The following is a 20,634-nucleotide window of genomic DNA, read 5'->3' as shown; positions in this document are numbered from 1 at the left end:
CACTTGTTCGTAACTCATCAGTTTTTCCTCTCAATCACCTCACTATTGCCCTTATTGGGGACTTTTGCAAGAGGTCTAGTGATCTGATAAAATGCTTCCACAACAAACTTCGGTTTAATAGCACAATGTCTTCAGAAACAAACTCAGCGGCTCAATCTACAACTGGTGCAGAGGCGATCGATGTTGCGATCGCCTCTGGGATCGACTTTGACGGTACTCCGATTCCGCAAGCAAAATTAGACCTCTACAAGCAAGTGATGGGATTAGAAGCCGGCAGACAGCGCAGTGGCGTGTCAAATACAATGCGATCGCGCATTGTCCGAATCGGTGTCAAACATCTGCCTCAAAACGAACTCGATAAAATGCTCGTTGCTGCTGACTTCGCACCGCTGAAAGATAAAGAAGTTGCTTTTTATTACGGCGGCAAGTAAAAATTATCTACCCTTTTAGACAGATGAACAGCCATCCCCAAATCGGTCAAAATTGGGACAAATCCTAGCAGAGGGTCAGTGTAGGAATACTAACGGTAGTACAGTCCTCAGCAACCTCGAGTATGATTTGTTAACAATTTTACAAAACAAGTCTGAAGCTTTGAAAGCCTACGAAACTTACATGAAAGATGCTCAGGAAATGGGTTCTCAGCCTTGTGCTGAACTGTTTCAAAAATTGCAGCAAGCTGACATGGAGCACGCGCAGGAAATTCGGCAGCACCTTCAACAGGTAATGCAGCAAGGCAAGATGTAAAGCTGGTTCAACTAGCTCTGCAAGTTATGAGTTATGAGTTAAGTAGCAGCTATGAGTTAAAGAGTTTTGGATTCACAACTCATCTTCAATCCCTTAAACTCTTTCTCTACCGAGCGCTCAAAACATCAATCTGACCGCTCAACCAATGTCGCTTACAACTCTTAATTCATAACTAGCAACTGGTGACACCACTTCTTGAAACTTCAGCTACGGGTAGGGACTTAGGCTTTGCTTAAGTCCTTACCTATCTAGTGGTAGAGGTTATAAAATCTCCGGTTTCAAAGCTCGTTCCATCAGCGATAAAACAGCTTGTTCAGGAGTAATTTCACCATTTAATAAGCGATAAACTTGACGAGAAACAGGCACTTCAATGCCGCGTTGATTAGCCAAATCAATCAACACATTAGTAGTATTAACACCCTCAGCAGTGCTCTGCAATTCGTACAAAATTTGCTCCAAAGATTTGCCTTTAGCTAATCCGAAACCAACCCGATAATTGCGCGATAAAGGACTGTTGCAAGTAGCGAGCAAATCTCCCAAACCAGACAAACCGTAAAAAGTTTCTGCGCGAGCTCCCAAACGAATTCCCACCCGAATCATTTCCGGCAAAGCGCGAGTCAGCAAAGCAGATTTAGCATTAGTTCCTAATTGTAAACCGTCGCAAACACCCGCGGCAATCGCAAATACATTTTTCAAAGTTCCACCTAACTCAGTCCCCAGCGGGTCTTCATTCACATAAACCCGAAAAATATCGGAACTGTATATATTTTGGACTTGTTTGGCCGCAGCTAAATCCGAACTCGCCGCTACCGTTGCAGCCGGCAATCCCTGCTGAACTTCTTCCGAAAGATTGGGGCCGGAAAGTACCACAATTGAATTGTTAGGAAACGCATTTTGCCAAATTTGAGACGGAGTGCGCGTACTCGCGGGGTCTAAACCTTTGGTGACAGTAACTATAATTGTACTCGGACTTAACTCTAAAGCCAAAAGTCGATCGACTGTTGCTCCAACTCCTTTCATCGAAACTGCCGAAACAACAACATCCGCACCTGTTATAACTGATTCTAGATTAAAAGAACTGCTGCGCGACCACAAATTAACTCGAGATCCTTTTTTGCCTCCCAGATTTGCCAGTGCCGAACCCCAAGCACCTCCGCCTAATATTGTCAAGATTGGCATAGAATTTAGTTTAATGAATTTAACCGCAGATTAACACAGATAAATCACAGATAAATCATAGCAATCAACCTGCGTTAATCCGGGTGCATCTGCGGTTAAAAAATCCTCAACCTACAAACGCGGCCGCAATCCATAATGACGGTAACGCCAATAATCGCGCAAAATGCGATCGTGATCGAAACATAATTGCTGGGGAATCTGCCAAGATTCAAAAATCTGTAAATTTTTAGCATCGTCGGCGGCTTGAGGTTCGCCCGTTGCAGAAGCCAAAAATACAATACTGATAGTGTGTTCGCGGGCGTCGCGATTGGGGTCGGAATAAACGTAAAATTGCTCAATTAATTCTACATTCAAGCTTGTTTCTTCTAAAGCTTCGCGTTTTGCCGCCGTTTCTACCGCTTCCCCGTAATCGACAAAACCGCCGGGAAGTGCCCAGCCGTAGGGAATATTGCGGCGTTCGATGAGTATGATCGGCCGATGGGGGCGATCGGCTAACTCGATGATAATATCAACTGTAGGAGCAGGATTTCGGTAAGTCATTTGTAAAGGAAGAAGCAAGGCACGACACGAATTTTGACACGGATACACGGATTAATTTCAACTGGTTCGGAGTTCCTTCTTCCTGTTGAATCATGCTAAACCGCGAAGTGGCACCCGCTGCTTTTGCAAAACCTCAGAGTACAGCTTTTCCAACTCAGTAATATTCTGACTGAGAGTGTAGCGGTCGAGCGCCCGTTGGCGTGCTTTTTGACCAAGCAGCATTCCCAACTCAGGATGATCGCAAAACAGCGGCAGCAAAGTTTGCAACTGACTCCGTACCCGCTGAGTGTTCAAAACTATCCCCGCGCCTTCCTCCAAGGCCTCGCCGTCAGCACCCGCATCCGTTGCCAAACAAGCTAAACCGCAGGCCATGGCTTCCAGCAGCGACAGCGACAGTCCCTCCACCAAAGAAGGCAAAATAAATACGTCGGCACCCCGCAGAATTTCGATCCGGCGTTCCTCCTCGGCAACAAATCCGAGCCACACAATGCCATCATCTTCGCCGTAAAACAGTTGCAGCGAGGCGGCTAGGGGCCCGTCGCCTACGATCGCCAATACGTTCCCAGGGCCAAAATTGCACTGTTTCCATGCCTTGAGCAAAGCCTCGACATTTTTCTCCTGGGCAATGCGGCCTTGGTAAACAAAAATTCGATCGGCTTTTAATTCCGACTTCAACCCCGAAGGCCCTGGAGAATATTTAACAGCATCCACGCCGTTGGGAATCACTGCCACCCGTTCTTCCGGCACTCCCAAGCGCACCAAAATATCCCGCTGAATGTAAGAAAATACGATCGTCGAGTCGTAGTTCGCCAAAAACGGAGCGTAAAGTTGATACATCAGGTGTTGGGTTCCCGATGTCAAATTCCGCAATTTGCGATCGAACGGCGGGTGAAAAGTCGCCACCAGAGGCAAATTCAATTCTTGACAAATTTCCGGCAGCAGAAAGTCTAAAGGCGAAAGCGTCAGGGAAGCGTGAACCACATCGGGTTTCAGCCGCCGCAGAGATTTCATCAGCACTGTGCGGGACTTGAGAGTGGGAATCGTATAAATTTGCGACTTGTAGTGACAGGGTAAAGAGACTTCGTTGCAACTAGCGGGCGATAGCGAATTGGTAAATGAGGTTTGAGCAATTCCCTTTCCCCATGAACCATTTGCCATGTTCCACCCCGTATTGTTCCTGTCCAGCGGGCCCGCTTCTTGGGCGAAGTGCAGGAAACTGACCTGGTATCCCCGGTCTAGTAGTGCGTTGGTGACTTCCCTGGAGTAAGTGACGTTACCGCAAAAAGGTGATTTTTTTCCTAGCCAAGCGATGTGCATTCGAGTAAATCAGAGTTTGTTATTTTTTAGCTTCGATCGACTTTGCTATTACTGCTACGGGAAATATACCAGGTTAAGACACCGCCAGCGATCGCTAATCCTGCTAAAGCCAAAAATACTGTGGGCAAACCCAGAAATGTTTCGGCTACCCCGGCCAAAGCCAAGGGTAAACTCAAAGCGATATTAGTGGCATTGTTTTGCAGCCCGAAGACTTTTCCCCGCATTTCTTCTGGGGTTTCTGCTTGAATAGTAGTCTGCATCGGCACTCCCACCAATGAGGCAAATAAACCCAACATGGTAATGAACAGCACCGAGAGCCACAAATGGTGTGTAAATGCAGAAAGGCCCATCAGAGCAAGTGCCATGCCGATCGATCCGATTAAACTCAGTTGGGAGTGAGACAATTTATGGCCGAGATAGCCCACTGTCGCCGCCCCAGTAGCCATGCCAACGCCCACCGCAGCCAGCAAAAAGCCAAATTGTGATGCTTTCATACCGGGGAGGATTTCTGCCAGCCGAACTGCTAGAACTGCCAAGGCTGCAAAAATGGAAAACAGAATAATTAGTTGAATTAAAGCATTGCGGACTTTCGGTTGATCGTTGATGTAACGCAGGCCGTCTTGCAAATCTGCTAGGGGGTGTGGCGCTTCGTGTTCGGCATCGTTTTTTTCGCCTGTTTTCATCGACAGCAACAGCACTCCGGCGAAGGCGTAACTTCCGCCTACTACTAATTCTTTGCCGATTCCCAGTCCGCCGCCGAGGTTGGAAAATAAGGTGTCGGCTAAAGCTAGTAAGGGTTCTCCGACTGCGAAGCCAATAATCACCGACCCCATCATGGTTGTGGTGTAGAGGGAATTTGCCGATAGCAGATGGCGGCGTTCCACAATTAGGGGAATCACTGACTGTTCTGCTGGGGCGAAAAATTGAGTTAGGGTCGAGACTAGGAATGTTACTAGCAGCAGCAAGCAGAATCCGAGCGGCAGTTGACCGAGTTCCCACCCGTCAGAGAGCCACAGCAGCACGGGCAAGGTTAAAACAAAGCCTCCCCGCAGCAGGTTTGTGGCTACGAGCACTGCTTTTTTCGACCAGCGATCGACATACACGCCTGCGGCAGCCCCGAACAGCACTGCGGGAATGGTAAAGGCGATCATGATTGCTGATACCCACCTGCTGATGGTTTGATCTGGCGCTTGAAAGCGGCTGGCCACGAGGGCGATCGTCAGTACGAGATAAACTTTATCTGCTAGTTGGGAAAAAACTTGCCCGCTCCACAATGCTAGAAAATTTGGGTTTTTGAGCACTGGCAGAAATCCTGTTTCTTTTTCGGGAGTTTCGGCTACTGCTTCGGAGAGTTCTGCTGCTGGCTCTGGTGTGGGAACCGGGGGGATTGCTTCGGGTTGTTGGCTTTTGCCGTTGCTGGAGTCTGTTTCGGGAGTTGTGGGAGATTTATCCATTTCTGGGTGTTCGACGTTGCTCCATTGTCGATCGGCCAAGACGGGATCGGAGCGAAAATCGGGAAAATTTTCTCGTTCTTCCATTTTGTGGTGGGTCACAGCTAAAACAGATATTGTCAAATCAGAATCGGACAGTCGCATCATAGGATTTGGGGGGGATCGCCTGGGATGGTGGAGGTTGGGGGGACGGGAATTTCAAATTGAGGTGTTAACCCCTAAGTTTATTAATAATCTCGTAACTTTATCTCTATCTATTATCTGATGTCGCAACAACCTTGAGAATTTACCTGAAATGGCCGGCTGGTTCGGGTATCCGGCAGGCTGGGGGTGCGATGTACGATCGCCCGTTCACCTATTTAACTCAACACTCAAAATTTAAAACTCAAAACTCTCTAGGTAGGTGTCGATCGAGCTTCCCGAGCGAATCATGCAACCTAAATGATACTGGGCATATTGTCGCAAAATATTTTCTACTGATACCCATGTTGTTCGATCGGCAATCCCCTCTCCTAGTTCTGGACTAGCCAACTGTTGCAGCGCTGCTAATTCATTAGCATTAATCTCGAAATTTGTCAAGTGTTTGCTGCTATTCATTTGGCGGGAACGGGAGGCGGATTTGTACAAGCTACCGGTTTGTGAAGAGAGTTCTGCCTCTAAGTTAGCTAGTTCGGACAAGCTGAAGGTTCCCCCAGAGGGTATACTAAACCCGGTTTGCCAGTTCGGATCGGTGAAGTTTGGGATGAGCGGCTGTCTGGTGGCGCAGCAAACTTGGACTTGGGGGGCGAGGCCGGCTAAAGCTAGCAAGTGAAAAATGCCGTGGCTGAGGTGGGCGACAAGCACGGCGGCGGATTGGATTTCTGTGCGATCGGACAAACGCTCCAAACGGCTCAAATGTTCGCCCAGCAACAAAAAGAGTTCTTCTTGGGGCTCGTCGGAAAGGGCACTGGCGATCGCCAATTCGGCCAGATATTGCGCGGCTGCGAGTTTCCCCAGGTTGCGGCTCAAACCCGGATGGGATTGTACTGTGTCGGCTTGGGTAATTTTGTCGAGCGATCGGCCTTTGGCAATTAGCAATTCGTTGACAACAAATAATTCGCTTCTACCGCCAATGGTCGATCGCTGTTTGCGAACACCCGGTGCTACGGCTCGAATTAAGCCGAATTCCCGCGTCAAAACTGTCAGCACTCGATCGGATTCGCCGATCGGTGCACTCTTAAGATTGATTCCAGTTGCTTTGTAAGTTCGAGTCACTCGATTTTAGATTTTAGATTTTAGATTTTAGATTTACTAGATTACTTCGGACAGTTTCATTTTCCTCGTTGGTCGATCGACCTGGAACAGTCATTCTACTGTTGGCAATCAAAAACTGTCCGAAGTATTGTTACTAGACAGTAGCAAAAACAGTCCAATAGGCAGAACTTTTAGTTGTAGGGTGCGTAAGGCCGCACCAATTCCCAATTAGCCATGACCAATTAGCCATTGCTAATAACTAATAACTAATGACTAATGACTAATGACTTTTATCTAAATTATCGCGCTGGCGGAGTAATTCGGGGCCGCGAGAAGTCCCCAAACGAGTTGCCCCAGCTACTACCAAATCTAGAGCTTGTTCGTGAGTACGAATCCCGCCGGCCGCTTTAATCCCAATCCGTCCCTTCGTAACTTCCTTCAGCAGTCGCACATCGTCAACTTTCGCCGGGCCAAAAAAGCCAGTGTTGGTTTTGATGTAGGCGGCACCAGCTTCCATACAAATCTCAGCCGCTAATTGTTTTTCGGGATCGGAAAGAAGCGAACTTTCGATAATTGCTTTGATGGTGAGATTAGTTTCTTCGCAAATTTGGGCTAATTCCCGGTGGAATTCGTCGATTCTTCCAGCTTTCAACAATCCTAAGTTAACGGAGACATCTAACTCTACGGCTCCATTATCTGCTGCTTCTAGAGCTTCGTAAACTTTCACCGTTGAAGTCGAAGCACCGGTGGGAAAACCTATAACTGTACAGACTTTGGGACGTTTGCCGTGCAGCAGCTCAACTGCTTGTCTGACGTAGGCGGGATACACGCAAACTGTGACAAAGCCAAATCTCTCTGCTTGTTGGCAACAGTATTCTACTTGCTCTGGCGTAGCGGTGGGGTCGATCAGGCCGTAGTCGATCAAGGGGGCAATATCGATGTCTGCCTGGTTTGCAGCCATTGCTGTTTTTTCTCCGGAGTAACTACTTTATTAAGTATGTATCGAATTTACCCATTTTTGACCAAAAGCAGCCTGGGTACAACCCCCCGGATTCATCCGTGAAGTCAGTTTCTCCAATTCTTCAATTCTTCAATCGATTGACTTTACTCGGGGTCTTGATAAGTATAAATACTCAAATTGCTGCTCGTAAAAACTCTTGTGGGAATTGGTTTACAGATTTATTTAAAAAAAATATTTTCGTATCTCCCTTTAGATATATTTTTTATCTTTCTTTAGGTATACTTTGTTAAAAGAGTTGCGGTAGAGCCTGCGTCAGCTACGCTAGGGCAGAGCCTGGTAGCGGCTACTGTTTTTACTTTTAGTAGTGCTTTAAAAAAATAAAAGCCAGTGCCAAGCATGAATCATTTAGAACTCGAACAAGAAATTGGGAAGATGGCTAGAGCGATGATGAGTCGCAATAGCTTAATTGGTAAAGATTTGATTGCAGATCTCAGAGGGCGGCTGTCTGTTGACAGTGTAGCGGCTTTGATGATTGTCAGTATTGAGCGTTTGATTTGGTATGACTGCGAGTCCGTACTCTGGAGTTTGAGTTATTTGATTCCTGCTGACGTGATGGAAGAAATTCGCCGGATTACTGCGCTGGTTGTTTGCCAGCGGTTGATGGGCAAGGGTTTTGTGCTGGGCAAAGATTTTAGTATTGATGCAACAGGTCAGTTGCTGTTGAGTGAGAATGCTAAAACAGCGGTTGTGGTTGCTTGAATAGGGCAAGCAGAAGTTCGATCGCACTATGAGATTTGCAGTTAGACTTGGGGCGCCCTAGGACTCTTTGTGTAACTGCAAACCTAATTCGGGATGCGGTGGTTAGAGTTGCGCGATTCACGTAGAGTTAAAATTCGCAGCAGCTCTAAAAAACGATGAGTGCGGTTAGATAAAAGAGCATTTTAGCAGAGGAAAATAGTTAGTTTCGACCGCAAATTGTTGAGGTTGTTACGGGTAGTTTGTACGGGCGATCGCCCTGTATCAAAAGTTTCCGATTTTTAGTGGAATTACCGTTTTACTCCCAGTAGGATTTGAGATAGAATCATCCTTAAGATAGATACGAAATATTATGAACTTAATTCAAAACTTGGAAGCGGCTTGGTACTACCACCTGGGTTCGCGTCACCTCGAAGCTAACGATGATCATGGTGCTCTGGCGAACTTTAACAGAGCTTTGAAGTTGCAATCAGATCATTATAAGGCTTGGTTCGGCCGAGGTATGGCTCTGGGGAAATTAGAACGGCACTTAGAGGCGCTGAAGAGTTTTGATGAGGCCTTGGCGGTGGAGCCGAATGCGAGCTTTGGCTGGCACAACCGGGCTATTGCTTTAGGAAAGTTGGGCCGCTGGTTGGAGGCTCTCAACAGTTTTGACCGGGCTCTGGAGTTCAGTCCGTGTTCGGCGAGTATTTGGCACAACCGGGGACTGACGCTGATCGATATGGGGCTGTACGAGAAGGCGGTTCTGAGTTTCGATCGCTCTTTAACTTTGCACCCGGAGGCTGCTTGGGCGTGGTACAACCGAGGTAATGCCTTGTTGGAACTCAAGCTTTACTATCAGGCGCTCAACAGTTTTGAACGGGCGATCGAGTTTAAGCCTGACGACGCGAAGGCTTGGTACAATCGCGGTCTAGCTGCGAACTATATGGGACTTTACAAACAAGCAGTGGCTAGTTTTAGCCGATCGATCGCTCTACAACCAGGCAGAGCCGAAGCGGTGGGCGAACGGAGAGTTGCTTTGGAGAAATTAATAGGTTTAAATCAGAGAAATGCCAAGTTTACTCCCACATCTGAGCGTCCCTTTGAAGATTATTTGATTTGGTACAACCGGGGTGTGGAATTGGCGCGAAAACGCTGCTACTCTGAGGCGATTGCTTGCTACGAAACAGTCTTAGAAATAAATCCTGATTTTGCTAACGCTTTTTACAATAAAGCTTGCTGTTATGCGCTACTGGGGTTTGCTGATTTGGCCCTTGACAATTTGCAGCGGGCTGTTGAGTTTATCCCTAATTTATACCGAGAGCTAGCTTTAGCTGACTCGGATTTAAGCTGCATTTGGAAACAAGAACGTTTTGAAGCGCTGATCCAAGGTTAATGTTACGCAAAAAACAGCTCGCCCAATTGGGGAGCTGTTTTTTTGGGTGGCGCAAATTCGATCGCTCGACAGTATTTGTGCAATCTTTGCTATTGCAGAGAAACTCGGATTGAGGGCTTGACCGGCCTCTTGGCAACTACGATTACCCGGTAGGTTCCGGACTCGGGGAGTTGAGCAAAAGTTTGACCTTCGCCTTGATCCAGAAGTTGTCCCGACGGAGATTCGATCGCCAGATCTAGATTTTTTTTGTTAGCTGTCACCCTAATTGTCTGCCCCTGCTTGCCTTGAACCGTGATGGGCTGGATTTGGTAGCCGGACATTTTGAGTTTGATTGTGGCTTGTTTTTCCTTGAATGCTATGGGAATTGCGCGATCGGGCCTATAAGTCCACTTGGCGTTAAAGTCGCGTCCGAGTACGAAGCTGGTGGTTTCACCTTTCGGGGTAACTCGCACGCGGTAGATGCCGGACTCTGGCAACTGACCAATCCACTGATTGTCTGATTTTTCAATAACCCCCATATTTTCACCGTTGGGACTGTACAGTTCGGCTGTCAGTTGTCCCGCCCACAGGGAGAGAGTGAGTTCTCGCCCTTTGACGCCTTCAAAAATATAAGTGGTGGGTTGGTTGATGGTTTTTCGGATTTCCGAGGTTGACATTCGCTCGATGGGTTCGAGGTTGGAAACGGATTCAGAGGTAACGGGTTTGTTAAGGGTTTCTGTAATTTCCGAGGCAGCCATGAGCTCGCTCGGCGCAATTTTGGGGGCTACTGGGCTGGCAAATACTGATTTTGCCGTCATCATGAGTAGCATTCCAGTCAGTAAAATTAGTTTTTTCATGTCGCACTTCCGAAGGGGGGTAAAGAGTTGTATATGGTTACTTGTGTTTGCCTGTTTTCACCGGATTAAATCGGGCGATCGCACTGAGGCTACAGGAGCATCTAGGATACACGTAAATATCCCGTACTGGCACAAAACCTGCTGGTAGCAAATTGGCAGTGCGGGAGCTAAGTAGTAGCCTCAGTTTGTCGGGACATTTTAATGATACTCCTTACGCATAATATCATCACGGAATATTAGTAATTTTGTCGAGGAAAATTAAAGCTTTTTCCGAGGATCTTGCTAAAGAAATGCCCCCACCCAAAAAATGCGGTGTCTGGGATTCGGGCTCTGCCTTGCTACTATAAAACGGCTAGCACCCCCACGGGGTGAAAGCCCGTAGTGTTCTTCATTTTTGACGATCGTCTAATTATGTAGGGCGCTGCAAACCGCACATTACCATATTTGTAGCGCGTGCAACCCTTGTTTTTGTAAGTTTTAATACTGAATTTTTCTAGGGCAGATTTAGTCAGAAACTCTCATACAAACGAGTTTCTTACTGCCAAATCCGCCCTCCCCCACGAGGTTAATTCCTATTACGAACCTGCCAAAATTTGCAGATAAGCTTGTACTGTTTTGGACAAGCCCATTTCTAGGGCTTCCGCAATTAAAGCATGACCGATCGATACTTCTAGTATATCAGGAATCGAGCAAAATTTAGCTAAGTTTTGCAAATTTAAATCATGTCCGGCATTCACTCCCAAACCTGCTGATTGAGCGGCTTGAGCTGCTAAGACATATTGTTGAAAAACAAATTCTACTCTACCTTCGCGAAAAGCAGTCGCGTAGGGTTCCGTGTACAATTCTACTCTATCTGCTCCAACTTCTTTTGCTAGCGGCATGAGAGCAGCATCTGCGTCCATAAACAAGCTGACTCTGATGCCGTGGTTTTTTAATTTTTCAATGATTGGTAAGAGCCGATCGCGATTTTCGGGAATATTCCAACCGCTATCCGATGTTAGCACGTCTGGAGCGTCCGGGACTAAGGTACACTGAGCCGGTTTTACGTCGCAAACTATATCCATAAATGGCGGCTGAAACGGATTTCCTTCTATGTTAAACTCAACGGTTAGCATTTTAGCTAATTCGTAAACATCGGCAGCTTTGATGTGCCTTTCGTCGGGGCGGGGATGGACTGTAACGCCATGAGCTCCGGCAGCAATTACTGTTTTTGCGGCTTCCGTAACGCTGGGGATACCGATGTTTCGAGAGTTTCTGAGGAGGGCGATTCTGTTGATGTTAACGCTGAGTTTAGTCATGGGATGTTACTCTTTAAGGTTGATGCTACTATGTTAATCGCTTTCGGTACGAAACCTTGAGCCTATTGCGTTCGTGTTAGGGTGTTATCCAAGTAAAAATTAGCTTCTGCAAGCGGTAAACTTTCTGCAAAAAAAGCTTCAGCGATTTGCTGTTTGGCGGCCAAATCTTCAAGGTTGGCAATGCAGAAAAGTGGTGCAATGCGAGCGACTATTTGGGGCGGAAAATCTCGGGTGAAATATTTTAGTTCAAAGTCGTATCTGTGCGGGCGGTAAATCATGCCCAACAGTTCGACTAAGGGGAGAAGCGTCCAATTGTGATAGTTGCCGATCGCATCTACTAAATGTTCACGATAAATCTCTTTTTTAACCAGAGGTTGCAGCAAATCGAAACGAATTTTAATTTCGTTGAATCGGGTTTGCATTTGGGATAAATGATGGTTTTTATCCAAAAGATGGGGTACAGCTAGATTAGCTTTGTCAAAGGCGATCGGGACTTGTCCGTGTCTCTCTATTTCCAGAAAATCGTTGCGGCTGCTGCGCCGAAAAACGGCAAAATCAATTAGCAAAGACGGCGGGGTTTCTTTGAGCCGCCAGAAGCACTGCGATTGACCGTGCCAAGCGGGTTCGGGAACTCGATATTTGAGTTCGATGTCGGCAATTTCGGCGAGGGCTTTTTCAACAATCTCAAATGTTTCTTCCACGCAGTTATCTTCAACCACAACGGCAATATCGAGGTCTGACCACTCGTCGGTGTATCCGTGGGCTGCTGAACCTCCTTGCCACAAAGCGAGAACAAAATCTAAAGGTTGTAAGGTAGAAACAATCTTTTCGAGAATGATTTGTCTCATGGAATCAAGCTATACTGTTTGTTTTCCCTGGCTTGGACAAGTTTAACAAACGATCGCGTGTTGAGATTGCTCCGCTACAGTTGTCCGAGGATTTGCTAATGCTTCCGGTTGTGCACTGCTGCCAAAAATTACACGGTAAGCTGCAAGGGAAAGTGGCAATCTTTGGGAAAGTGCGATCGCCCGCGATTGAAAATCAGCCTTATATTGTCAGAATCAGAAACTTGCCCGCTGTCCGGTAACATGAGAAAGGATTAATTTTTAACAGCGCGGCATGGCTACTATTTGGGAACTCGACTTTTACAGCCGTCCAATCCTAGACGAGCGAGAGAAAAAAAAATGGGAAGTGTTGATCTGCGAAAGCCCGCTGAATGTAAGCGACAAGGCCGAATCTCTGTTTCGCTACTCGCAATTCTGCTCCAGTTCTACCGTGAATTCCCTGTGGCTGGCGGGTGCAATTAAAGAGGCGATCGCCGCAGCACCGAAACGGCCCGAAAAAATCCGCTTTTTCCGCCGCCAAATGGCGAACATGATTACCAAAGCCTGCGAGGACTTGGACATTGCCGCCGCCTGCAGCCGCCGCACCCTCGCCCTCAGCCTGTGGCTGGAAGAACGGATGCAAGACGTTTATCCCGCCGAACCGGGCTATCAAGCGGTTGTGAACCCGAGCGTTCAATTTGTACCCGAAACGCCAGTTGCGCTGCCGGATGCTTTAATCGGCGAAAAATGGGCGTTTGTGAGTTTGCCACTAGCAGCTTTTGACGAAATGTCCGAGTGGGATATCGGATTTGGCGAAGCTTTCGGACTGCCGATGACACGCCTCGCCCCAGAAACGCAAATTCCGGGACTAATTATCTACTCGTCGAGAGCAACAGCCCTGGCAGGTTGGATGTCGGGCTTGGAGTTGGCTTTTCTAAAATTTGAGAGCGGCCCACCCGCTAGGCTGGTATTAGATACGGGAGCTAACGATCGCTGGATTTTAGCTAATCTCAGAGACGCAGCAACTGAGAGAGAAGGGAAAGGATTTGAAGCCGCTAAAAAGCAAGCAAAAAAAGTACATTTCTTAGCAATTCAGTCGAACCCCGATTCGGAATCTTTTGCAGGATTTTGGCTGCTGCACGAACTAACTATTTAGTAGCTCGCTTGGCAATAACTGATATCGGGCAGCATTCTCAATCAGATTTAAGCAACCGGATTTTTTTAGGGAAAATCTCGGCTTTCAGAGCTGAATCGCAGTAAAAAAGTCGGTTTCTGACCGCAGCCAAAAACAGATACCGTCCCACGTACTCCTGTGGTGGAGATATCAAAATTTTAGATTCTAGTTCAAGTTCCCAGATTCATCTGTGGAGTAAATCTAAAACCTAAAATCAAAAAGCTAAAATCGACGCTAAGCGGTTGGCAAGATGCAAACAATCACAAATGCGTACAATCTTGCGATGGTGCATTCCACCAGTTTCCCCAAAGAATCTAAATGTATGCCCGCGATCCAAACCCATACCCAGTAAGTTATTGCCAATTCTTTAATCGAAAATCGAAAATCGAAAATCGAAAATAGTATTACCGATCGCCCATTACCAACCACCGAGAACAATGACCAACCAGCAATCAGCAGAACAACTGTTAGAACTAGCCACCAAAGCAGGTGCAGAAGCTGCTGAGGTATTGGAATCGCAATCGCTGTCAAGGCCGGTGTTTTTTGAAGCAAACCGCCTCAAACAGCTAGAAACCGCCCAAGCAGAAGGCATTGCACTGCGGCTGTGGCGGGATGGGCGACCGGGTTTGGCGGTGGCCTACGGGCCTGTGGAACTGCAAGTTTTGGTGGACAGGGCGATCGCGCTTTCACAACTCAACGAACCGGAAACCATCGAACTCGGCACCGGTGAGAAAGTTGTTTATCCCGATGGCGGAGTGTCGGTGTCGGCCGAACAGCTAGTAAACTGGGGAAAAGAGGCGATCGCGATCGTCCGCGAAGCCTATCCAGAAAGCCTCTGCACGGCCGAACTCGACTGCGAAATCGAGAGCACCCGCTTGCTGAACACCAGAGGCTTGGATTCCAGTCACACCGACACCACTCTCAGCGGTTACTTATCAGCAGAATTAGTGCGGGGAGAAGATTTCCTCAACATTTGGGAAGGCGAAACCGAACGCGGCACCCTCGACTTAAATACCAGCGCCAGGCGAGTTTTGCAGCGTTTGGAATGGGCGAAAGACAATGTAGCCCCCCCCACGGGCCGCGTGCCGGTGCTATTTACAGCCAAAGCAGCCGATTTACTGTGGGGGACTGTGTGTGCGGCGTTGAACGGCAAACAGGTACTCGAAGGCGCTTCGCCTTGGAACGATCGATTAGGCCAACAAGTGACATCGCCGCTTGTCACCCTCTCGCAGCAGCCGGATATCGGGCCCTATAGCTGTCCTTTTGACGACGAAGGTACTCCCACTCGGGCGATCGTCTTTATCAACAGCGGAGTGTTGCAGCTATTTTATACCGATCGCACCACCGGTCGAGCCTTGGGTAGCGGCACCACCGGCAACGGATTTCGCCCGGGTTTAGGCAGCTATCCGACACCGAGTTTGTTCAATGTTTTGATTAAACCAGGTTCGCTTTCGCTAATCGATTTAATCGCTCAATTAGACGACGGAATTGTAGTCGATCAAATGCTTGGCGGCAGTGCCGGAATTTCCGGCGATTTTTCAATTAATGTCGATCTCGGCTACCGAGTCAAAAAAGGTCAAATAGTCGGCAGAATTAAAGACACAATGGTAGCTGGCAACGTCTACAGCGTCCTCAAACAATTAGTAGAATTGGGAGGAGACTCTGAGTGGAACGGTTCTTGCCACACACCGTCTGTAATTGTAGAGGGATTGTCCGTCATCGGCAAGAATTAAAGGCAGTTGGCAGTTGGCAGTTAGCAGTTGTTAGTAGTCAGTTGTCAGTTGTTAGTTGTTAGTAATCATCAATCATCAGTTAACAGTCAACAGTTAACAGTCAACAGTCAACAGTCAACCGTCATCAATTCCCAATTCCCACACATAATATGCGTATTTGTTTTATCGGCGATTCTTTTGTAAACGGTACTTGCGATCCAAAATGTCTCGGTTGGACAGGACGGATTTGCGCTGCCGCTTGCGGACAAGGACACGATATTACCTACTACAATTTAGGAATAAGGGGAGAAACCAGTGCCGATATAGAAACTCGTTGGTTCAGCGAAGTTTCTTGCCGCTTACCTCACTACAGCGACGGCAGAATCGTATTTTCTTTTGGCGTCAATGACACTTACCTAGAAAAGGAAAAAAATCGCATAGAAGTTGACAAATCAATTGAAAAGGCCCGAGCTATTCTCACGTCAGCTAAAGAAATATTTCCAGTATTAATGGTAGGGCCACCGCCAGTTATCGATGCCGATCGCACAAGCCGGATTGCCAACTTATCCGAACAGTTTTCCCAAGTTTGCAGCGAGTTAAACGTGCCTTATCTAGATGTTTGCACCCCACTGCAAAAATCGGAAATTTGGCAAAAAGAACTTACCGAAAACGATGGCTCCCATCCCGGCGCCGCCGGTTACGCTGAATTGGCTAAAATAGTTCACAATTGGAGCGGTTGGAAGGCTTGGTTTAAAAATATCAATATATCAGAGCAAGAAACAGTAACGCTGTTCCGAGCAGTCGGAAAAAAAGAAATGGAACTGATTAAAGAAAGCGATTTTATGGAATTTCCGCCGCGCTTATCTTTTCAGCCTACTTTTTATCCCGTGCTTCAAAAAGCCTATGCCATACAAATCGCGCGAGATTGGAATACAAAAGATGCAGCATCGGGATATTTCGGCTATGTTACCTGCTTTCGAGTGGCGGCAGAATTCTTGGAAAAATATCCCGTACAAACTGTGGGCAGTTCTAGTCACCAAGAATATTGGATTCCCGCAGAAGAATTGGTCGAATTTAATCGCAATATAGTTGGAAAAATTGAAATCTTTGCTGAATATCAACCCTAAACTAGGAGCGAAGTATGCTGGAATTCAATCAATTGGAAGTTGTGAGTTTTGACTGCTACGGTACTCTGATAGATTGGGAAAGAGGGATATTGGCAGCCTTGAAACAATTGCTGTCAAATCGGGAAATTGATTTCAGCGATGACGGCATTTTAGAGCTTTTTGCTGCGGTTCAATCAGAACTAGAAAACAAGAATCATCCTTATATAAAATACCGGGATATTTTGCAAGAAACCGTTAAAAATTTCGGTAAAAAATTGAATTTTGCACCGACAGAAACAGAAATAAACTGTTTGGTTGATTCCGTCAAAAATTGGCAACCATTTCCCGATACCGTTGCAGCCTTGGAAGCACTAAAGCAGAAATACAAACTGGCAGTAATTTCCAATATAGACGATGACTTGTTTGCTGAGACAGCCAAACACTTAAAAGTTGAATTCGACTGGTTGATTACTGCGGAACAAGTGCGATCGTACAAACCGTCAACTCGCAACTTTGAAATAGCCCTAGAAACAATGGGAATTTCTACTGACAAACTCCTGCACGTTGCTCAGAGCATCTATCATGACATTGTACCAGCCGCATCCATGGGAATCTCAAGGGTTTGGGTAAATCGCAGACACGACAAAGCAGGATTTGGGGCGACACTGCCGGCCAGCGGTCAGCCAGACTTGGAAGTACCCGATTTAAAAAAATTGGTGGAAATGATAGGGTAAACAACCGCAGATAGCTGACAGGCGGGACGCCCGTCCCACAGATTAACGCTGATTAATTCATCAGCGTTAATCTGGGTGCATCTGCGGTTAAAAAATCCCTCAAATCCTAAATGAAAGTGAAATAAGGTCGATCGAGATTCACATCCATCACCCCTTGCACCGTCGCAATTAAATCGTCAGCTTGACCGGGTTTTTTGAGGAAAATGCTAGTAACATTCCCCGAAACCGACAGCGAATAACTGTCCTTAATTCCAGAAAGCACGATCGCATCTTCAGCAGAATTAAAGTCACTAATCACAACATTACCGTCACCCGAGTAGTAGATTTTCTCACTATCTCCCAGCAAGAAACGGTCTTTCCCTTCCCCGCCAGTCAAAGTATCAAACTCCCCAATTCCCGGATTAATAGCACTCGGATCGATACCTGCTAAAGTATCATCCCCAGCGTCACCGCTAACAACATCATTACCGCTGCCGCCGAGCAAGAAATCCTTATCTAACTGACCGAAAATGCTGTCATCTCCTGCATCGCCGCCGAGAGAATCATCGCCCTTTCCACCAAAAATTATATCGTTACCGTCTCCTCCCAAAACAACATCCAAGCCTTTATTTGCGTACAGCGAATCATTACCGCCGCCACCTAAGATGCCGTCGGAAGCTTTACCGCTGTAAACAATATCATTGCCATTCCCAGCATCGATAAAGTCGGTGCCAGCATTGCCCAATAGCGAATCTTCGCCGTCATTGCCAAGAATATTATCAGCACCATCTAAGCCGAAAATCGTATCGTTTCCAGCTAAACCATCCAATGCGTCAGCTTGCGGAGTTCCGAAGAACAAATCGCTAAGCTGCCCGCCATTGAAATTAGAATCAACGGTAGTATTCGGATTCGGAATCGGAATGCTGGGCGTTAAAATTTGGGGGCCGCGAGGTGTGGGAGTTGGTGTTGGTGTGGGTGTGGGTGTGGGTCTGAATATAGGTGGGGTGGCAAAGCGAGAGAGAATTGTATTGCCCGAGGTACCTGCAACATTTTCGATGAATCCAGTACCCGGAACATTGCCACTGTCAGAATCAAAGAAATTGAGAAGTTCGATGTCGTTAGCGAGGTTTATTTGACCGTCTTTATTGAGGTCTACTACTAAGCTAGTACCGCTGCGGCCGATTCCTACTGAACCGGGAGTTAGAGATAAAGCTAAGGTAGTATCGGGGAGAACGAGGTTGTCAGTACCGGCAGCGCCTTGAATTTTGCTACCAGCGGCTGTTGCGGGGTCGAGGATAAAGCTATCGTTGCCGCCGCCACCGGTGAGAATGTCGGCACCGCCGTTACCGATTAAGCTTTCGTCGCTGCTGCTGCCGACAATGGTATCAGCGAAAGCTGTACCGAGGATAACTTCGATACCGGTGAGAGTATCAGTACCTTCGGCTGTGGAACTTCCCCCTGCGAGATTGATATTCACAGGACTCGGCAGAGTACCATAAGACACCGTATCGATACCGGCACCGCCGACAATGCTGTCATTGCCTTCACCGCCAACTAGAGAATCATCTCCATCGCCGCCGTCGAGAGTGTCATTGTCTTCGTTTCCGAACAAAAAGTCATTGCCGGCACTGCCAAACAAACTGTCATTCCCTTCAGCCCCGTACAGAGAATCTTTGCCATCTCCTCCATTGATAATGTCAGTACCTTCACCGCCCCAAAGGCTGTCATCACCGGCAGCGCCTAACAGAGTATCGTTACCTTCGCCGCCGTCGAGGGTGTCGTCGCCGTCGCCGCCGTCGAGATAGTCATTGCCAATCCCCGTACCGAGAATTACGTCACCCTCCGCCTCATTAATCACAAGGAGTTCGTCGCCGTTCAACACATCATTGCCAGCGTTGCCGAACAGCGAATCATTGCCTTGATTGCCGTCAATCTCATCGTTGCCGGCCAATCCGTCAATGCTGTCATCGCCACTGCCACCTGGAAGGAAATCATCTTCAGGAGTCGCCTTCAGCGGGAAACTCTTGAGAATATCGGCCCCTGAGAGATTGCCAACTTGTTCGATAAAACTATCTCCTTGTTCGAGATTTGGTTCAGCGAAGAAGTCAAGAATCAACAAGTCGTCAGTCGCGTTAAAAACCCCGTCTTTGTTGAGGTCAATTTGCAAGTCAGTATTGAACTCGCCACCCCGCGTCACGCCTGCCGTACCGGCGGCCAAGCCGATCGCCAGCGTGAGACCATTGAGAGTTAGACTATCGGTGCCGTTGTCGTCAGCAATGATGCTGCCCCCTGCGGAAGTAGCATTTAACACGTAGAAGTCATCGCCGATGCCGCCAAAGAGACTATCGGCACCGCCACCGCCTTCTAGGGTATCGTTACCCGGATCTCCATAGAGTTCGTCATTGCCAAGGCCGCCATTGATACTGTCGTTATCTTCGCCGCCGAAAACTGCGTCATTGCCGTCACCGCCTTCTAGGGTATCGTTGCCGTCACCCCCATCTGCAATATCGCTGCCGACACCGCCAGAAATAGAGTCATTGCCTTCGTTGCCAAATAAAGAGTCATCGCCGGCATCTCCTGTGAGGGAGTCGGCACCGCTGCCGCCCAAAGCTTGGTCATTGCCGTCGCCGCCGGAGAGCAAATTATTGCCCAATTCATCGTCTAGGAGGTCATTTCCCGCGCCGCCAATTAGGCTGTCGTTACCTTCGTCGCCATCTAAGTAGTCATCGCCGGCATCTCCTGTGATGGTGTCGGCACCGTTTCCGCCTAAAACTCCGTCATCGCCGTCGCCGCCGGAGAGCAAATTATTGCCGAATTCATCTTCTAAGATGTCATTTCCCGCGCCGCCAATTAGGCTGTCGTCACCTTCCTCGCCATTTAAGTAGTCATCGCCGGCATCTCCTGTGATGGTATCGGCACCGTTTCCGCCGAAAACTCCGTCATCGCCGTCGCCGCCGGAGAGCAAATTATTGCCGAATTTATCTTCTAAGATGTCATTTCCTGTGCCGCCAATTAGGCTGTCGTTACCTTCGTCGCCATTTAAGTAGTCATCTCCGTCGCTGCCAGAGAGGGAGTCATTTCCTGCATAACCCAAGATTAAATCCTTACCTCCGAGGCCGTCGATGGTGTCGTTTTGAGCGCTACCTTCGAGGAAATCATCGCCCTCAGTTGGAGTCGGACTTGTCGGAGTCGGACTTGTCGGAGTCGGACTTGTCGGAGTCGGAGTTGTCGGAGTTGTCGGAGTCGGAGTCGGACTTGTCGGAGTCGGAGTTGTCGGAGTTGTCGGAGTCGGAGTCGGACTTGTCGGAGTTGTCGGAGTCGGAGTCGGAGTTGTCGGAGTTGTCGGAGTCGGAGTTGTCGGAGTCGGAGTCGGAGTTGTCGGAGTCGGAGTTGTCGGAGTCGGAGTTGTCGGAGT

The 20,634-nt window shown here is 47.8% G+C and carries 18 protein-coding genes; 8 read left to right on the top strand and 10 right to left on the bottom strand.

From position 1 onward, the window contains the following. The first annotated feature begins 125 nt into the window (after nt 1–125). Both QUA62_RS14695 and QUA62_RS14690 read left to right on the top strand, forming a co-directional pair. Complete coding sequence (locus QUA62_RS14695; protein WP_333404951.1) at nt 126–431, top strand: small RNA NsiR4-regulated ssr1528 family protein; 306 nt, start codon at nt 126–128, stop codon at nt 429–431. Nucleotides 432–558: 127 nt separating this feature from the next. Further along, nucleotides 559–744 carry a hypothetical protein gene (locus QUA62_RS14690; protein WP_333404949.1) on the top strand — a complete coding sequence of 62 codons (186 nt, stop codon included), beginning with the start codon at nt 559–561 and terminating at the stop codon, nt 742–744. Nucleotides 745–1,005: 261 nt separating this feature from the next. On the opposite strand, the gene QUA62_RS14685 is transcribed toward QUA62_RS14690, so the two are convergent. The 6 genes from QUA62_RS14685 to deoC form a co-directional block, all read right to left on the bottom strand. Next, nucleotides 1,006–1,923: an NAD(P)H-dependent glycerol-3-phosphate dehydrogenase gene (locus tag QUA62_RS14685; protein ID WP_333404947.1), complete on the bottom strand. Its 918-nt coding sequence runs from the start codon at nt 1,921–1,923 to the stop codon at nt 1,006–1,008. Nucleotides 1,924–2,034: 111 nt separating this feature from the next. After that, nucleotides 2,035–2,463 (bottom strand): NUDIX hydrolase, encoded by a 429-nt coding sequence (locus QUA62_RS14680; RefSeq protein ID WP_333217268.1) that lies wholly within the window; start codon nt 2,461–2,463, stop codon nt 2,035–2,037. Nucleotides 2,464–2,553: 90 nt separating this feature from the next. Beyond that, the gene (locus QUA62_RS14675; RefSeq protein WP_333404945.1) at nt 2,554–3,780 is read right to left on the bottom strand and encodes a glycosyltransferase family 4 protein; all 1,227 of its coding nucleotides are present in this window, start codon (nt 3,778–3,780) and stop codon (nt 2,554–2,556) included. Between the two features lie 26 nt (nt 3,781–3,806). Further along, nucleotides 3,807–5,378: an MFS transporter gene (locus QUA62_RS14670; RefSeq protein WP_333404943.1), complete on the bottom strand. Its 1,572-nt coding sequence runs from the start codon at nt 5,376–5,378 to the stop codon at nt 3,807–3,809. Between the two features lie 231 nt (nt 5,379–5,609). Beyond that, nucleotides 5,610–6,485 carry a DNA repair protein RecO gene (gene recO / locus QUA62_RS14665; RefSeq protein WP_333404941.1) on the bottom strand — a complete coding sequence of 292 codons (876 nt, stop codon included), beginning with the start codon at nt 6,483–6,485 and terminating at the stop codon, nt 5,610–5,612. A 259-nt stretch (nt 6,486–6,744) separates the two neighbouring features. After that, nucleotides 6,745–7,425 carry a deoxyribose-phosphate aldolase gene (gene deoC, locus QUA62_RS14660; RefSeq protein ID WP_333289011.1) on the bottom strand — a complete coding sequence of 227 codons (681 nt, stop codon included), beginning with the start codon at nt 7,423–7,425 and terminating at the stop codon, nt 6,745–6,747. Between the two features lie 396 nt (nt 7,426–7,821). Between deoC and QUA62_RS14655 the strand changes: the two genes are divergently transcribed. Beyond that, nucleotides 7,822–8,184, top strand: coding sequence for a hypothetical protein (locus tag QUA62_RS14655; protein WP_006635303.1), 363 nt, complete (start codon nt 7,822–7,824; stop codon nt 8,182–8,184). Between the two features lie 349 nt (nt 8,185–8,533). Beyond that, entirely contained in the window at nt 8,534–9,556 is a 1,023-nt protein-coding gene (locus tag QUA62_RS14650) for a tetratricopeptide repeat protein (RefSeq protein ID WP_333404939.1), read from the top strand. Between the two features lie 89 nt (nt 9,557–9,645). On the opposite strand, the gene QUA62_RS14645 is transcribed toward QUA62_RS14650, so the two are convergent. The 3 genes from QUA62_RS14645 to QUA62_RS14635 form a co-directional block, all read right to left on the bottom strand. Next, a complete protein-coding gene (locus QUA62_RS14645) occupies nt 9,646–10,392 on the bottom strand; it encodes a hypothetical protein (protein WP_333404937.1) in 747 nt (248 codons plus the stop codon). A 575-nt stretch (nt 10,393–10,967) separates the two neighbouring features. Beyond that, the gene (locus QUA62_RS14640; protein ID WP_333217274.1) at nt 10,968–11,690 is read right to left on the bottom strand and encodes a pyridoxine 5'-phosphate synthase; all 723 of its coding nucleotides are present in this window, start codon (nt 11,688–11,690) and stop codon (nt 10,968–10,970) included. Nucleotides 11,691–11,752: 62 nt separating this feature from the next. Then, nucleotides 11,753–12,538, bottom strand: coding sequence for a nucleotidyltransferase domain-containing protein (locus QUA62_RS14635; RefSeq protein ID WP_333404935.1), 786 nt, complete (start codon nt 12,536–12,538; stop codon nt 11,753–11,755). 271 nt (nt 12,539–12,809) lie between these two features. Between QUA62_RS14635 and QUA62_RS14630 the strand changes: the two genes are divergently transcribed. From QUA62_RS14630 to QUA62_RS14615, 4 genes are all read left to right on the top strand, one after another. Then, nucleotides 12,810–13,670 carry a Tab2/Atab2 family RNA-binding protein gene (locus QUA62_RS14630; protein ID WP_333404933.1) on the top strand — a complete coding sequence of 287 codons (861 nt, stop codon included), beginning with the start codon at nt 12,810–12,812 and terminating at the stop codon, nt 13,668–13,670. 455 nt (nt 13,671–14,125) lie between these two features. Then, nucleotides 14,126–15,421: a TldD/PmbA family protein gene (locus QUA62_RS14625; protein ID WP_333404931.1), complete on the top strand. Its 1,296-nt coding sequence runs from the start codon at nt 14,126–14,128 to the stop codon at nt 15,419–15,421. A gap of 149 nt (nt 15,422–15,570) precedes the next feature. After that, nucleotides 15,571–16,527 carry a GDSL-type esterase/lipase family protein gene (locus QUA62_RS14620; RefSeq protein ID WP_333404929.1) on the top strand — a complete coding sequence of 319 codons (957 nt, stop codon included), beginning with the start codon at nt 15,571–15,573 and terminating at the stop codon, nt 16,525–16,527. Between the two features lie 14 nt (nt 16,528–16,541). Beyond that, on the top strand, nt 16,542–17,240 hold the full coding sequence (locus tag QUA62_RS14615) for a haloacid dehalogenase type II (RefSeq protein WP_333404927.1): 699 nt from the start codon (nt 16,542–16,544) through the stop codon (nt 17,238–17,240). Nucleotides 17,241–17,346: 106 nt separating this feature from the next. Here QUA62_RS14615 and QUA62_RS14610 read toward each other — a convergent pair. Then, nucleotides 17,347–20,634: hypothetical protein (locus QUA62_RS14610; protein ID WP_333404925.1), on the bottom strand; the 3,288-nt coding region annotated here is incomplete at its 5' end.

The organism is Microcoleus sp. MON1_C1, from assembly GCF_036701945.1.
In the GTDB taxonomy this organism is placed as follows: domain Bacteria; phylum Cyanobacteriota; class Cyanobacteriia; order Cyanobacteriales; family Microcoleaceae; genus Microcoleus.
The sequence above is the reverse complement of the archived record's forward strand: the minus strand, read 5'-3'. Positions and strand labels throughout refer to the sequence as shown.

What these genes read in the sequence shown, in the direction of transcription:
- QUA62_RS14630 (WP_333404933.1), top strand. Translation starts at nt 12,810, where the DNA reads ATGGCTACTATTTGGGAACTCGACTTTTACAGCCGTCCAATCCTAGAC.
- QUA62_RS14695 (WP_333404951.1), top strand. Translation starts at nt 126, where the DNA reads ATGTCTTCAGAAACAAACTCAGCGGCTCAATCTACAACTGGTGCAGAG.
- QUA62_RS14615 (WP_333404927.1), top strand. Translation starts at nt 16,542, where the DNA reads ATGCTGGAATTCAATCAATTGGAAGTTGTGAGTTTTGACTGCTACGGT.
- QUA62_RS14680 (WP_333217268.1), bottom strand. Translation starts at nt 2,463, where the DNA reads ATGACTTACCGAAATCCTGCTCCTACAGTTGATATTATCATCGAGTTA.
- QUA62_RS14685 (WP_333404947.1), bottom strand. Translation starts at nt 1,923, where the DNA reads ATGCCAATCTTGACAATATTAGGCGGAGGTGCTTGGGGTTCGGCACTG.
- deoC (WP_333289011.1), bottom strand. Translation starts at nt 7,425, where the DNA reads ATGGCTGCAAACCAGGCAGACATCGATATTGCCCCCTTGATCGACTAC.
- QUA62_RS14650 (WP_333404939.1), top strand. Translation starts at nt 8,534, where the DNA reads ATGAACTTAATTCAAAACTTGGAAGCGGCTTGGTACTACCACCTGGGT.
- QUA62_RS14645 (WP_333404937.1), bottom strand. Translation starts at nt 10,392, where the DNA reads ATGAAAAAACTAATTTTACTGACTGGAATGCTACTCATGATGACGGCA.
- QUA62_RS14640 (WP_333217274.1), bottom strand. Translation starts at nt 11,690, where the DNA reads ATGACTAAACTCAGCGTTAACATCAACAGAATCGCCCTCCTCAGAAAC.
- QUA62_RS14635 (WP_333404935.1), bottom strand. Translation starts at nt 12,538, where the DNA reads ATGAGACAAATCATTCTCGAAAAGATTGTTTCTACCTTACAACCTTTA.
- QUA62_RS14655 (WP_006635303.1), top strand. Translation starts at nt 7,822, where the DNA reads ATGAATCATTTAGAACTCGAACAAGAAATTGGGAAGATGGCTAGAGCG.
- QUA62_RS14670 (WP_333404943.1), bottom strand. Translation starts at nt 5,378, where the DNA reads ATGATGCGACTGTCCGATTCTGATTTGACAATATCTGTTTTAGCTGTG.
- QUA62_RS14675 (WP_333404945.1), bottom strand. Translation starts at nt 3,780, where the DNA reads ATGCACATCGCTTGGCTAGGAAAAAAATCACCTTTTTGCGGTAACGTC.
- QUA62_RS14620 (WP_333404929.1), top strand. Translation starts at nt 15,571, where the DNA reads ATGCGTATTTGTTTTATCGGCGATTCTTTTGTAAACGGTACTTGCGAT.
- QUA62_RS14625 (WP_333404931.1), top strand. Translation starts at nt 14,126, where the DNA reads ATGACCAACCAGCAATCAGCAGAACAACTGTTAGAACTAGCCACCAAA.